The 13,672-nt window shown below is 64.3% G+C and carries 10 protein-coding genes; 2 read left to right on the top strand and 8 right to left on the bottom strand.

The features are described from left to right. Position 1: 1 nt before the first annotated feature. From gcl to IVA75_RS37550, 8 genes are all read right to left on the bottom strand, one after another. Positions 2-1,792 carry a glyoxylate carboligase gene (gene gcl / locus IVA75_RS37585; RefSeq protein WP_247288884.1) on the bottom strand — a complete coding sequence of 597 codons (1,791 nt, stop codon included), beginning with the start codon at positions 1,790-1,792 and terminating at the stop codon, positions 2-4. A gap of 153 nt (positions 1,793-1,945) precedes the next feature. Next, the gene (locus tag IVA75_RS37580; protein WP_247288883.1) at positions 1,946-3,748 is read right to left on the bottom strand and encodes an adenine deaminase C-terminal domain-containing protein; all 1,803 of its coding nucleotides are present in this window, start codon (positions 3,746-3,748) and stop codon (positions 1,946-1,948) included. A gap of 85 nt (positions 3,749-3,833) precedes the next feature. Then, a complete protein-coding gene (locus tag IVA75_RS37575) occupies positions 3,834-4,634 on the bottom strand; it encodes an NYN domain-containing protein (protein WP_247288882.1) in 801 nt (266 codons plus the stop codon). A gap of 52 nt (positions 4,635-4,686) precedes the next feature. Continuing rightward, complete coding sequence (locus IVA75_RS37570; protein WP_247288881.1) at positions 4,687-6,186, bottom strand: tripartite tricarboxylate transporter permease; 1,500 nt, start codon at positions 6,184-6,186, stop codon at positions 4,687-4,689. Then, positions 6,186-6,671 carry a tripartite tricarboxylate transporter TctB family protein gene (locus tag IVA75_RS37565; RefSeq protein WP_247288879.1) on the bottom strand — a complete coding sequence of 162 codons (486 nt, stop codon included), beginning with the start codon at positions 6,669-6,671 and terminating at the stop codon, positions 6,186-6,188. The genes IVA75_RS37570 and IVA75_RS37565 overlap by 1 nt, the downstream gene beginning before the upstream one ends. Further along, complete coding sequence (locus tag IVA75_RS37560; RefSeq protein WP_018458586.1) at positions 6,668-7,636, bottom strand: tripartite tricarboxylate transporter substrate binding protein; 969 nt, start codon at positions 7,634-7,636, stop codon at positions 6,668-6,670. The genes IVA75_RS37565 and IVA75_RS37560 overlap by 4 nt, the downstream gene beginning before the upstream one ends. A gap of 103 nt (positions 7,637-7,739) precedes the next feature. Next, the gene (locus tag IVA75_RS37555) at positions 7,740-8,582 is read right to left on the bottom strand and encodes an IclR family transcriptional regulator (protein ID WP_027569149.1); all 843 of its coding nucleotides are present in this window, start codon (positions 8,580-8,582) and stop codon (positions 7,740-7,742) included. A 61-nt stretch (positions 8,583-8,643) separates the two neighbouring features. Continuing rightward, a complete protein-coding gene (locus IVA75_RS37550) occupies positions 8,644-10,773 on the bottom strand; it encodes an acetate--CoA ligase family protein (protein WP_247288877.1) in 2,130 nt (709 codons plus the stop codon). A gap of 350 nt (positions 10,774-11,123) precedes the next feature. Between IVA75_RS37550 and IVA75_RS37545 the strand changes: the two genes are divergently transcribed. Further along, positions 11,124-11,816 carry a GntR family transcriptional regulator gene (locus tag IVA75_RS37545; protein ID WP_197031202.1) on the top strand — a complete coding sequence of 231 codons (693 nt, stop codon included), beginning with the start codon at positions 11,124-11,126 and terminating at the stop codon, positions 11,814-11,816. 79 nt (positions 11,817-11,895) lie between these two features. After that, positions 11,896-13,629 (top strand): oxalyl-CoA decarboxylase, encoded by a 1,734-nt coding sequence (gene oxc, locus IVA75_RS37540; protein ID WP_247359721.1) that lies wholly within the window; start codon positions 11,896-11,898, stop codon positions 13,627-13,629. Positions 13,630-13,672 lie beyond the last annotated feature (43 nt).

Here is a 13,672-nt window from a genome sequence, read left to right as displayed (position 1 = left end):
CCTATTCCGCCGGCTGCAGCACGCCCGGCCGCGCGGTCGCGACCTCGTCGAGCGGCAGGTCCAGCACCTCCTCGAACTCGACGACGTTGTCGATTTCCGTGCCCATCGCGATGTTGGTGACGCGCTCGAGAATGAACTCGACCATCACAGGCACGCGGTACTTCGCCATCCATTCGCGTGCGGTGGCGAACGCGGCCTGCGCGTCCTTGGGATCGGTGACGCGAATCGCCTTGCAGCCGAGCCCTTCGGCGACGGCGACGTGATCGACGCCGTAGCCGCCGAGCTCGGGCGCGTTGATGTTCTCAAAGGAGAGCTGGACGTGATAGTCCATGTCGAAGCCGCGCTGGGCCTGGCGGATCAGGCCGAGATAGGAATTGTTCACGACGACATGGATGTAGGGCAGGTTGAACTGCGCCCCGACCGCGAGCTCCTCGATCAGGAACTGGAAGTCGTAGTCGCCCGAGAGCGCGACGATATCGCGATCCGGGCACGCCGCGCGCACGCCGAGCGCCGCAGGTAGGGTCCAGCCGAGCGGCCCCGCCTGCCCGGCATTGATCCAGTTGCGCGGCTTGTAGACACCCAGGAACTGCGCACCGGCGATTTGCGAAAGGCCGATCACGGTGACGTAGCAGGTGTCGCGGCCAAACGCCTTGGTCATCTCCTCGTAGACGCGCTGGGGCTTGATCGGGACGTTGTCGAAATGGCTCTTGCGCAACATCGTCTTCTTGCGGTCCCGGCAGGAAGCGGGCCACGCCTGGCGCTCGCGCAACCTGCCTGAGCGGCGCCACTCCCTGGCGACGGCGACGAACAGTTCGAGCGCCGCCTTCGCGTCCGAGACGATGCCGAGGTCGGGATTGAACACGCGCCCGATCTGGGTCGGCTCGATATCCACGTGCACGAAGGTGCGACCCTTGGTGTAGGTCTCGACCGAGCCGGTGTGGCGGTTTGCCCAGCGGTTGCCGATGCCGAGCACAAAATCGGATTCGAGCATGGTGGCATTGCCGTAACGATGGCTGGTCTGAAGACCGACCATGCCGGCCATCAGCACGTGGTCGTCGGGGATGGCGCCCCAGCCCATCAGCGTCGGCACAACCGGCACGTTGGCGATCTCGGCGAATTCCACCAGCAAATCCGAGGCGTCGGCGTTGATGACACCGCCGCCCGCGACGATCAGCGGACGCTCGGCCGCATTGAGCATCTCCAGCGCCTTCTCGACCTGCTTGCGGGTCGCGCTGGGCTTGTAGACCGGCAGCGGCTCGTAGGTCTCGTCGTCGAACTCGATTTCGGCGAGCTGCACGTCGAGCGGCATGTCGATCAGGACCGGGCCGGGCCTTCCCGAGCGCATCACGTGAAACGCCTGGCTGAACACGCGGGGCACCAGCGCCGGCTCGCGCACCGTCACCGCCCATTTGGTCACGGGCTTTGCGATCGATTCGATGTCGACGGCCTGGAAATCCTCTTTGTAGAGTCGCGCGCGCGGCGCCTGCCCGGTGATGCAGAGGATCGGGATGGAATCGGCGATCGCCGAATAGAGCCCGGTGATCATGTCGGTCCCGGCCGGCCCCGAGGTTCCGATGCAGACGCCGATATTGCCGGCCTTGGCCCGCGTATAGCCCTCGGCCATGTGCGAGGCACCTTCGACATGCCGCGCCAGGATATGGCGGATCGAGCCGCGCTTCTTCAGCGCTGAGTAAAGCGGATTGATCGCCGCCCCGGGAACGCCAAAGGCAGTCGAGATACCTTCCTTCTCCAGAATTCGCACGGCAGCATCGATGGCTCGCATCTTCGCCATATCGGACCTCGCTTGAGTTGCATTGGCTCGAGCGAGATCATCGGGCCCGCGAGGGCTGCACTCAACGAGATCGATTTTATTTTCCACGATGCGGCAGCCGTGGAAAAATCGCGGCGGTCTCAATCGGTTAGATCGAGACTCGCGTGAAAGCGCTCACTCGAACAGCGGCGCCAGCTGCATCTGCGGCACCAGCACAAGGCCCTTGTCGGTGATACGAATTTCCGGAATGACCGACAGCGGAATCAGATTGAAGCCCATGTAGGGGATGGTGCAGCCGGCTTCCTCCCATTCCTTCTTCAGCACCTTGACCTCTTCCGCCACCTCCGGGACGCGCTTGTCGGACAAGAGCCCAGCGATCGGCAACGGCACCAGCGCCCTCACCTTTCCGTCAGCGACGAGGCAGACGGCGCCCTGTTGCTCCTTGATGGCGGCGACCGCGACCTGCATGTCAGCCTCGTTGGTGCCGGCAACGATGATGTTGTGGCTGTCGTGCCCGACGCTGGAGGCGACCGCGCCGCGCTTCAGGCCAAAGTCCTTCAACAGGCCATAGGCGACATTGCCGGCCGATTTGCCATGGCGCTCGACCACCGTGACAAAGCACAGGCCGTAGCGCGCAAACAGCGTCGGCCAGTCCTTTGCGGGCTCGATCGCGATCTTCTCATGGATCAGCGTGATGCCGGGCAACGCGGTCTTGATGGCATTGACGGTGCAGGCCTTCGCCGGCAGCTCCGGCGTCAGCTTCAGCTTCTCCGGCAGCTTCACAGTCGCGTAGGCCGCCTGCGGGTATTGATATCGCTGCGACAATGCCTGATCGAGCCGCGGCGTGATCTTGCGGTTCTCGACCACCAGCTCGCCGCCGTACCAGGTGCATTGCGGCTTCAGATTGTCGTCCATCAGCACCAGATCGGCACGGCGGCCGCCGCCGAGCCCGCCGATATCGCTGTCCATGTTGAAGCGCGTGGCGCCATGCAGCGATCCCATCGACCAGGCCTGCTCCGGCGACATTCCTGCCTTCACGGCTTCGCGCACCACCCAATCGAGCCCAAATAGCAGGAGATCGTCGGCATCGCGATCGTCGGTGCACACGGCCGTGCGCTTGTGGGAGGCCCCGAGCTCGGTGATGGTGCGGATCGCCTGCGGCAGCGAGTGCCATGGCGTGGTCGGCGGTCCGCCGCGCAGGAACACCCAGACCCCGGCATCGAGCAGATCGTCGGCGATGTCGCGGTCGATCGCCTCATGGGTGTCGGTGACGCCGGACGCTGCATAAGCCGCAACGAATTCGCGGCCATAGACATGGCCGGATACCGGCCGCCCGCGCTTTAGGGCGGCGGCGAGGATGGCGTGGCTTCGCTCGTCGCCCATGGTGACAGGCACAAAGTCCATCTTCTCGCCGAGCCCGACAGCTTCGGGCCAACGGTCGAACAGGCCGGCGATCTTATCGGGCGTCAGATCGCCACCCGCGGTCTCGAGTGCGGCCGAGGTGGCCGGCACCGTGCTTGGCACGGTCAAAAAGATCGACAACGGCGCCTCGCGCGCGTCCTCCAACATCGCCTCGACGCCGGCGACGTCCATGACGTTGCCGATCTCGTGGCTGTCGCAGAAGATCGTAGTGGTGCCGTTGAGCAATGCGGCTTCGGCATAGGCGCAGGCCGTCACCATCGAGGATTCGATGTGGATGTGCGGATCAACTAGGCCCGGCGCGATAATGCCGCCAGCGGCATCGTAGGTCGTGACACCGCTCCAGGCCTTCTTGGCCGTTCCAGCCGGCTTCACCGCCGCGATGCGGCCGCCGGTGATCCAGACCTCACGTCCCTGATGGACACGCTCCGAATAGGTCGAGAGCACGCGCGCGCCGGTGACGACGAGATCCGGCGCGACACGCGCCGAGGCCACATCGGCGAGACGCCGGGTCATCGAATGCAACGGTGCGACGGCGAAGCGGGTAAGTCTGGTCATCAGGACCCTCGCGTGGCGTTATGGCCCTGCGATGGTTACGCCCTGCGCTCGACCGGGCAAGCGCAAATATAACGGCACGCCCTGCTTACGCCTTAGGCGTCGAACCGCCTGCCGCCGCCGGCCTCGCGGGCCTGCGCGAGTTCCGTCGTCTCGGGGCCGCTGCGGCAGCGGCCTTGACCCGAATCCGCATCGACCTCCCGTTCTGCTCGTCGATCTCGAAGGAATTGGTCTTTCGCACGAGGTCGCTCAGTTTGCGGAAGCCGAACGTTCTCGGATCGAAATCGGACGCGAGATTGGCAAGTTGGCGACCGACTTCCCCGAGCGTCACCCAGCCGTCCTCGCTCTCCATCTGGGTGATGACCTTCTTGATGATGGGGGTTGCGGCATCGAGCGGCTGAAGCGACGTCGATCTCGAGGCGGCGTCCTGGGTGTTCGCCGGCGCGGGAAGTAGGTTCTCCGTGTAGACGAACCTTCGACAGGCCTGCCGGAAGCTCTCCGGCGTCTTCTGTTCGCCGAACCCAAAGACATCGATGCCCTGCTCCCGGATTCGGGCGGCGAGACGGGTAAAATCGCTGTCCGAGGACACCAGGCAAAAGCCGTCGAAACGGCCGCTGTGAAGCAGGTCCATCGCGTCGATGACCAGGGTGATGTCCGAGGCATTCTTGCCGGTCGTATAGGCAAACTGCTGCTGCGGGATGATGGCGTGCTTCGACAGGATGTCGGCCCAGCCCCTCGACCTGGCATTGGAGAAGTCGCCGTAGATGCGGCGAACGCTGGCCTCGCCGATCTTGGCAATCTCCTCGAACAGTCCATCGGCGATCTTTGCCGAAGCATTGTCGGCATCAATCAGGACAGCGAGACGGGGCGAACGGAGCTCTGACGGCATGACTTTTCCCACGAGATGAACGTAGCATTAGAAGACGCTCGCGTCGGGATGGCTAGTCCTCGTTCGCCTTGAAGCGTCCCATCCCTTTCAGCACGAAGGGTGCCAGCAGCGCGATCAACGCCAGCGCAAGCAGCGTCGCCGAGATCGGGCTCTGGAGCAGCGTCATGGGATCGCCGAGGCTGATCGCGAGCGCGCGACGCAGCTGGCTCTCGGCGATCGGGCCGAGGATCAGGCCGACCACGACGGGCGCGATCGGAAAATCGAACCGCCGCATCAAAAAGCCGAGCACGCCGAAGCCGGCCAGCATCGACAGTTCGACCACCGACGGCTTTGCGGCGATGGTGCCCATGGTCGCGAACACCAGGATGCCGGCATAGAGCCACGGTTGCGGGATCGCCAGCAGCCGCACCCACAGGCCAACGAGCGGCAGATTGAGCACCAGCAGCATGCAATTTGCGATGAACAGGCTCGCAATCAGGCCCCACACGAGGTCGGGCCGCTCGGCGAACAGCAGCGGCCCCGGGTTGAGGCCGTATTGCTGGAACCCCGCCAACATCATCGCGGCGGTCGCTGAGGTCGGCAATCCCAGCGTGAGGAGCGGCACCAGCGTGCCCGCAGCCGAAGCGTTGTTGGCGGCCTCCGGTCCTGCGACGCCTTCGATCGCGCCCTTGCCGAATTCTTCCGGGTATTTGGTCAGCCGCTTCTCGCAGGAATAGGACAAAAAGGTCGGGATCTCCGCGCCGCCGGCAGGCAGCGCACCGATCGGGAAGCCGAACATGGTGCCGCGCAGCCACGGCTTCCACGATCGCTTCCAGTCTTCCTTGGTCATCCACAGCGAGCCGCGCACCGGCTCGAGCTTCTCCTCGGTGTGGTGACGGCGTGACGCGACGTAGAGCGCCTCGCCCACCGCGAACAGGCCGACCGCGAGCGTCGTCACCTCGACGCCGTCGAGCAGCTCGGGCACTCCGAACGCAAGCCGCGCCTGACCGGTCAGCTTGTCGATGCCGACGAGGCCCAACGTCAGTCCGATGAACAGGCTGGTCAGGCCGCGGATCGGGGAATCGCCGAAGGTCGCCGACACCGTGACGAAGGCGACGCACATCAGCGCGAAATAATCCTCCGGGCCAAAGCGCACGGCGAAATCGACCAGCCACGGCGCGAGAAAGGCAAGCCCGATGGTGGCGATCGTGCCCGCGACGAAGGACCCGATCGCGGAGGTCGCGAGCGCCGGCCCGCCGCGGCCGGCCTTGGCCATCTTGTTGCCTTCGAGCGCCGTCGCCATCGAGGCGCTCTCGCCGGGCGTGTTGATCAAGATGGCCGTGGTCGATCCGCCATACATGCCGCCATAATAGATGCCGGCAAACATGATCAGCGAACCGCCGGGATCGAGCTTGTAGGTGACCGGCAGCAGCAGCGCGACCGTCAGCGCCGGGCCGATGCCGGGCAGCACGCCCACGGCGGTGCCGAGGAACACGCCGATCAGGGCGTAGACGAGATTCATCGGCTGGACGGCGACCGCCATGCCATGCGCCAGCGCGGCAAAAGTGTCCATCACAGCAGTCGCTCCAGGGGGCCGGCGGGAAGGCTCAACGTCAACAGGCGGTCGAACGCGAGATAAATGAGGATCGACATCACCAGGGCGATGGCGGAATCGACGAGGACGGCGCGACGCCCAAATGCTGCCGAGGTCGTGACGAACAGCGCCGACGTCGCCAGGATGAACCCGCCGCCGAAGCCGATGATGCCGATCAGCAGCGCAAGACCAGCGAGGATCAAGACCACAGGCACGGGATCGGCGCTCTCGCGCGCCGGCAAATGACCGCGCAGCGCGTCGACGAGATTGCCGATCGCGAGCAGCGCGAGGCCGGAGGCGATCACGACCGGCATGGCTTCCGGCCCCATCCCGTACATCGTGGTCGATTGCAGGCCGCGCGCGTCCCAGACCAGCACCGCGGCAAGACCTGCGAGCAACGCAGCAATGACGACGCCGGCGCGATCAACGCGCCGCGGCGGCTGGACCGGATCGCCCGAGGTCATGACTTGACCAGGCCGACTGATCTCAGCACGTCGGTGACGCGCACGGTTTCCTTCTTTAGGAAGTCGGCGAAGGCGTCGCCGCCGAGATACGCATCCTCCCAGCCCTTCTGCTTGAGGATGTCCTTCCAGGCGTCCGACTTCACCATCTTCTCGACCGCGTCGCTCAGCGTCTTGCGCTGCTCCGGCGTGATTCCGGGAGGCGCGACCACCGAACGCCAGTTGGCGATCACGAGGTCGATGCCCTGCTCCTTGAAGGTCGGGATGTCGCTGCCTGGAATGCGCTTCTCCGAGGTCACGCCGATCGCGCGCAGCTTGCCGGACTTGATCTGCCCGTCATATTCACTGAGGCCGGAAATGCCGGCAGTGACCTTCGCGCCGAGAATGGCGGCGAGCGACTCGCCGCCGCCCGAGAACGGGATGTAGTTGATCTTCTTCGCGTCGGCGCCAACGGCGCCGGCGAACAATGCCGCCATCACATGATCGACGCCACCGGCCGAGCCGCCCGCGAAGGTCACCTTGGCGATGTCGGCCTTCACCGCTGCGGCCAGATCCTGCGCGGTCTTGATCGGTGAATTCGCCGGCACCACGATCACCTGGATTTCCTCGGTGAGGCGCGCGATCGGCGTCACCTGTTCGAGCGTGACGGGTGATTTGTTCATGGCGAGCGCGCCCACCATGACGAAGCCGTTGACCATCAGCTGGTTGCCGTCACCCTTGGCGCCGTTGACGAACTGCGCGATGCCGACGCTGCCGCCTGCGCCGGGAACGTTGGTGACCTGCACGCTGCGTGCGACGCCGGCAGCGACCAGCGCCTGCTGCATCGAGCGCGCGGTCTGGTCCCAGCCACCGCCCGGCGCCGCCGGTGCCATCAGCTTGAGCTCGAGCTGCTGGGCAAAGGCCGGCGTCGCTGCCGCAAGGGTCAGCGCGACGGCTGCGCCGACGAGGCGCGCGGGAAGTTGAAACATGGGACGTCTCCGGGCTCATGCGGACGTTTGCCGCATCGTGTCGTTTGGTCGCATATCAGCCAAAACAGCCGACACTGTCCAGTGACATACCCCGGGTTTCCGATTAGCGGGGTGTCGGAACTGCCCCGCCGAGCGCGGCCGTCAGTTCGGCAGCAACATCGCGGACGATCTGCCCGATTTCCGGTAACCGCTGATCGGTCAGCCGGCTCGTCATGCCGGAGACCGAAATCGCCGCGAGCGGCTCGGCGCAATCGTTGTAGACCACCGCGGCAACGCAGCGCAGGCCCATGCAGGCCTCTTCATCATCCAGCGCGTAGCCTTGCTTTCGGATCTTTTCGAGCTCCTTGAACAGATCGCTCGGCCGCACGATGGATTTCTCGGTCAAGCGTGGCATGCCGTGATGGCGGATGACGGCACCGACGTCCTCGTCGGAATAGGTCGCGAGTACCGCCTTCCCGACGCCGGAGGTCACCATGGGGACGCGGCCGCCGACTTGGGTCAGCGAACGCATGATCTCGCGGCTCTCCATGCGGGTCAGCACGATGATGAACTCGTCGTCGACCATGGCAAGATTAGCGGTCTCGCGGGTAAGATCGCGCAGCTTGCGCAAATAGGGGATGGCCTGGGCGCTGAAATTGCGCCGCCGCGCAAAGCTCGCGCCGACCGTGAAGCTGCGCACGCCGACATGCCATTTGGATTCGGCGCGGTCGAACTGGACGAAGCGGCGGCTTTCCAGCGTGGCGAGCAAGCGGTGCACGGTCGAGGCGGAGAGCCCGGTGCGAACAGCGAGGTCGCTGAGGCGATAGCCCTCGTCGTCCTCGGACAATGTCTCGAGGATCGACAGCGCGCGGTCGACGGATTGCACCCCGCCGTCGCGCGCGTCGTGGTCGGCCTCCGATGGCGATCGGGGCTCGATCGATTTGCGCCGGATCACGTTCCTGCTCATCGCGACCTGACTGTTCTCGCCTCTCCCCGCACGCGAGGAGAGGCGAAGCGGCATCGTCGACTCAGAGCAGCCCTGCCCCGCGCGCCCATTTGTACTTGGCGCCGAGCACTTCCACCGGCAACTCGGTCGAGTATGCATAGGCCGGGATGCCGTTCTGGTAGAGATATTCGGCGGCCTCCTCGACCTCGACGTCGCCGGCGAGCGAGGCGACGATCGGCTTCACGAAGCCCTTGGCCTCCATCTCCTTCTTCACCTCGACCATGTTGCGGGCGAACACCATCGGCGGCGTGACGATGGTGTGCCAGTAGCCGAGAATGAGCGAATGGATGCGCTCGTCCGTCAGGCCGAGCTTCACCGTATTGACGTAGGTGATCGGCGGCTCGCCACCGGTGATGTCCACGGGATTTCCGGCCGCGCCAAACGGCGGGATGAACTTGCGGAAGGCCGCATCCAAATCCGCCGGCATCGCCATCAGCGACAGGCCGTTGTCGACGCAGGAGTCCGACAGCAGCACGCCCGACCCGCCGGCGCCGGTGATGATCAGCACGTTCTCGCCCTTCGGCGTCGGCAGCACCGGCACGCCGCGCGCGAACTCGAGCAGTTGCCGCAAGCTACGGGCGCGGATCACGCCGGACTGCGCCAGGACATCCTCGTAGATCTTGTCGTTGCCGGCGAGCGCGCCGGTGTGCGACGAGGCCGCCTTCGCACCGGCGGAGGTGCGGCCGGCCTTGAGCACGATGACCGGTTTTTTCTTGGAGACGCGCTTTGCCGCTTCCGCAAAGGCGCGGCCGTCCTTGAGGTCTTCGCAGTGCTGCGCGATCAGGTTGGTGTTCGGGTCCTGCTCGAAGAAGGCGAGCAGATCGTCCTCGTCGATGTCGGACTTGTTGCCGAGGCCGACGATCGCCGACACGCCCATCTTGGCCGAACGGGAGAAGCCGATGATGGCCATGCCGATGCCGCCCGATTGCGAAGACAGTGCCGCATGGCCCTTGACGTCATAGGCGGTGCAGAAGGTCGCGCAGAGATTGGCAGGCGTATAATAGAAGCCGTAGATGTTCGGTCCCATCAGGCGGATGTCGTACTTCTTGCCGACTTCGACGATCTCGGCCTGGAGTTCCGGCGCGCCGGCTTCCGCGAAGCCCGACGGGATCAGAACCGCGCCGGGAATTTTCTTCTCGCCGCATTCGGTGAGCGCCGCGGCCACGAACTTCGCGGGAATTGCGAACACCGCGGTGTCGATCACACCGGGCACGTCTTTGACGCTCTTGTAGGCCTTGTAGCCGAGGATCTCGGCGGCCTTGGGATGGATCGGGTAGATGTCGCCCTTGTAGCCGCCGTTGATGAGGTTCTTCATCACGGAATTGCCGATTTTGCCGTCTTCGGCCGAAGCGCCGACCACGGCAACCGCCTTCGGCTGCATGATGCGGCTCATCGCCGCGACGATCTCTTCGGTCGGGCGCGGCTTCGGCTTGGGCACGTAAGCGAAGTCGACGACGATGCGGACGTCGGCCGCGATCGCGTCCTTGGCCGTCGCGAACACCGGGTTGAGATCGAGCTCGACGATCTCGGGGAAATCGGTGACGAGCTGCGAGACCTTGACGATGACATCGGCGAGCGCGGTGCGGTTCACCGGCTCACCGCCGCGAACGCCCTTCAAAATTTCATGCGCCTGGATGCCGTCGAGCATCGACAGCGCATCTTGCTTGGTCGCGGGCGCGAGGCGGAAGGTGATGTCCTTCAGGACTTCGACCAGCACGCCGCCGAGACCGAAGGCAACCAGCTTGCCGAACGAGGCGTCGGTGATCGACCCGACGATCACTTCGGTGCCGCCGGCCAGCATCTGCTGCACCTGGACACCCTCGATCTTGGCATCAGACTTGTACTTCCTGGCGTTGCCGAGAATGGTCTCGTAGGCCTTCTCGGCGTCCTCGGCCGACTTGAGGCCAACGATGACGCCGCCGGCTTCGGTCTTGTGGAGAATGTCCGGCGAGACGATCTTCATCACCACCGGGAAACCCATCGAGGCGGCCATCTTGCCGGCCTCGCCGGCCGACTTCGCCACCCCCTCCTTCGGCACCGCAATGCCATAGGCGTCGCAGACCAGCTTACCTTCCGGCGCGGTCAGGCTGGTGCGCTTGTCCGCCTTGACCTGGTCAAGCACCTTGCGGACGGCATCTTTGGAATTGGACATGTGGCTTCTCCCTTGACCTTGGTTCTTGCGTTCTCAAAGCGCGCGCGTGTTGCGGCTGCCCGTGATGCTTTTCCATTCGCCGCGCTCTGTTCCATGTCGCGGAACGGAGTGGCATAAAGCCGAGATTACTCCGCCGTCTTGGATCAAAAATGGCTGGCGATGGCATTTGGTATGCCAGAAGCCAACTTGTCAAGCTGCAGCGCACCTTAGAACGCTGCAAAAAATAGGCAGCTTGACATTCTGGTATTTGGTATGCCAAAAACTTTCCCGTTAATAATCCTGTAAAAGACGACTCCCACTGGAGGAGATTCGTCGTGTCACTGCGGAAACCAACCAAGGCGTTGCCGAACATGGCCGAGGCAGATATCGCAATCGTTCGTATTGCCCCGGAGTCGAGCTTCAAGAACAAGGCGTATGACGCCTTGAAGGAAGCCATCCTCAAGATGGACATCTACTCGACGCCCGAGCCGGTGATGCTCGACGAGCGCGCGTTGTCCGAGCGCCTGGGCGTGAGCCGCACGCCGATCCGCGAAGCCATCGCGATGCTCGAGCAGGACGGTTTCGTGAAGACGGTTCCGCGCCGCGGCATCATGGTGGTGCGAAGGACCAAGAGCGAGATCGTCGACATGATCCGCGCCTGGGCGGCGCTGGAGAGCATGGCGGCCCGTCTCATCACCGCCACGGCGCGCAAGAAAGACATCACGGCGCTGCGCGACTACTTCAAGGATTTTGGCAAAGACCGCCTCCCCGAGGATCATGTCGAGGAATATTCGCGCGCTAACATCGCCTTCCACCAGGCGCTGATCTCGCTGTCGGAATCGCCGGTGCTGGTCGATCTCACCAACGACCTGCTGCTGCACGTGCGTGGCTATCGGCAACTGACCATCGGACGCAAGGACCGCACCGCGACGTCGTTACCCGAGCATCTCGGCATGATCGAAGCCCTGGAGGCGCGCGATACCGAACTCGCCGAGAAGCGCGCCCGCGATCACACCCTTGGCCTTGCCGCTTACGTCGAAGCGCATGGTCAGGAACTCTTCTAGCTAGCAACGTTCACCAGAAGGGCGAGGCATCGCCCCCAAAAGCCTGAAACGGCATCTTGAGACCAGGGAGACAAGGCCCATGCTGAATACCGCGACCAAGTCCGAAGCACCGGGCACCGAGCAGGAATTGACGGATGGTTTTCATCTCGTCATCGACGCGCTCAAGCTGAACGGCATCAACACCATCTACAATGTGCCGGGCATCCCGATCACGGATTTGGGTCGCATGGCCCAGGCGGCCGGTATTCGCATGATTTCGTTCCGCCACGAGCAGAACGCCGGTTATGCCGCGGGCATCGCCGGCTACCTCACCAAGAAGCCCGGCATCTGCCTGACCGTTTCCGCGCCCGGCTTCCTCAACGGTCTCACCGCACTCGCGCACGCCACCACCAACTGCTACCCGATGATCCTGATCTCGGGCTCCTCCGAGCGCGAGATCGTCGACCTCCAGCAGGGCGACTACGAAGAGATGGACCAGCTCGCGATCGCCAAGCCGCTGTGCAAGGCAGCCTATCGCGTGCTGCACGCCCAAGACATCGGCATCGGGCTTGCCCGTGCCATCCGTGCCGCCGTCTCCGGCCGTCCCGGCGGCGTCTATCTCGACCTTCCGGCAAAATTGTTCGGTCAGGTAATGAACGCCGATGCCGGCCGGGAGTCGCTGGTCAAAGTGATCGACGCGGCTCCCGCGCAGATCCCCTCGCCCGCTTCGATCAAGCGCGCGCTTGATGTTTTGAAGAGCGCAAAACGTCCGCTCATCATCCTCGGCAAGGGCGCGGCCTACGCGCAGGCCGATGAGGAGATCAAAACCTTCGTCGAGAAGAGCGGCATCCCCTTCCTGCCGATGAGCATGGCCAAGGGCCTCCTCTCCGATACGCATCCGCAGTGCGCAGGCGCCGCCCGCTCGACGGTGCTGAAAGAATCCGACGTCGTGCTGCTGATCGGCGCCCGGCTGAACTGGCTGCTCTCGCACGGCAAAGGCAAGAACTGGGGCGAAGCGCCCAAGAAGTTCATCCAGGTCGACATTGAGCCCAAGGAAATGGACTCCAACGTCGAGATCGTCGCGCCCGTCGTCGGCGACATCGGCTCGGTCGTCTCCGCCTTCAATCAGGCGATGGCTTCGGGCTGGACCGCCCCGCCGGCCGAATGGACCAAGGCGATTTCGACCAAGCGCGAAGAGAACGTCGCCAAGATGGCGCCGAAGCTCATGAACAACAAATCGCCGATGGACTATCACGGCGCGCTCGGCGTGCTGAAGAACGTCATCAAGGATCATCCCGAGGCGATCCTCGTCAACGAGGGCGCCAACACGCTCGACCTCGCCCGCGGCGTCATCGACATGTACAAGCCGCGCAAGCGTCTCGACGTCGGCACCTGGGGCGTGATGGGTATTGGCATGGGTCAGGCGATCGCGGCGGCTCTCGAGACCGGCCATCCCGTGCTCGCGGTCGAAGGCGACTCGGCCTTCGGCTTCTCCGGCATGGAGGTCGAGACCCTCTGCCGCTACAATTTGCCGATCTGCGTCGTCATCTTCAACAATGACGGCATCTATCGCGGTACCGACGTCAACAGCGTCAACGCCGATCCGGCGACGACCGTGTTCGTCAAGGGCGCCCGCTACGACAAGATGATGGAAGCCTTCGGCGGCATCGGCGTGAACGCGACCTCGCCGGACGAGCTCAAGCGAGCCGTCAACGAAGCCATGGCTTCGGGCAAGCCGACGCTCATCAACGCCGTGATCGATCCGGCCGCCGGTTCCGAGAGCGGCCGCATCGGCAACCTCAATCCGCAGAGCGTTCTGCAGAAGAAGAAGTAAGCACTCCCCTTCAACCCATAAGGTCCCTGCGGGTGCAGGGGTA

This window comes from Bradyrhizobium sp. 134 (assembly GCF_023074155.1).
Classification (GTDB): domain Bacteria; phylum Pseudomonadota; class Alphaproteobacteria; order Rhizobiales; family Xanthobacteraceae; genus Bradyrhizobium.
Note: the sequence above shows the minus strand (reverse complement) of the source record. Positions and strands in the feature narration are given on the sequence as shown.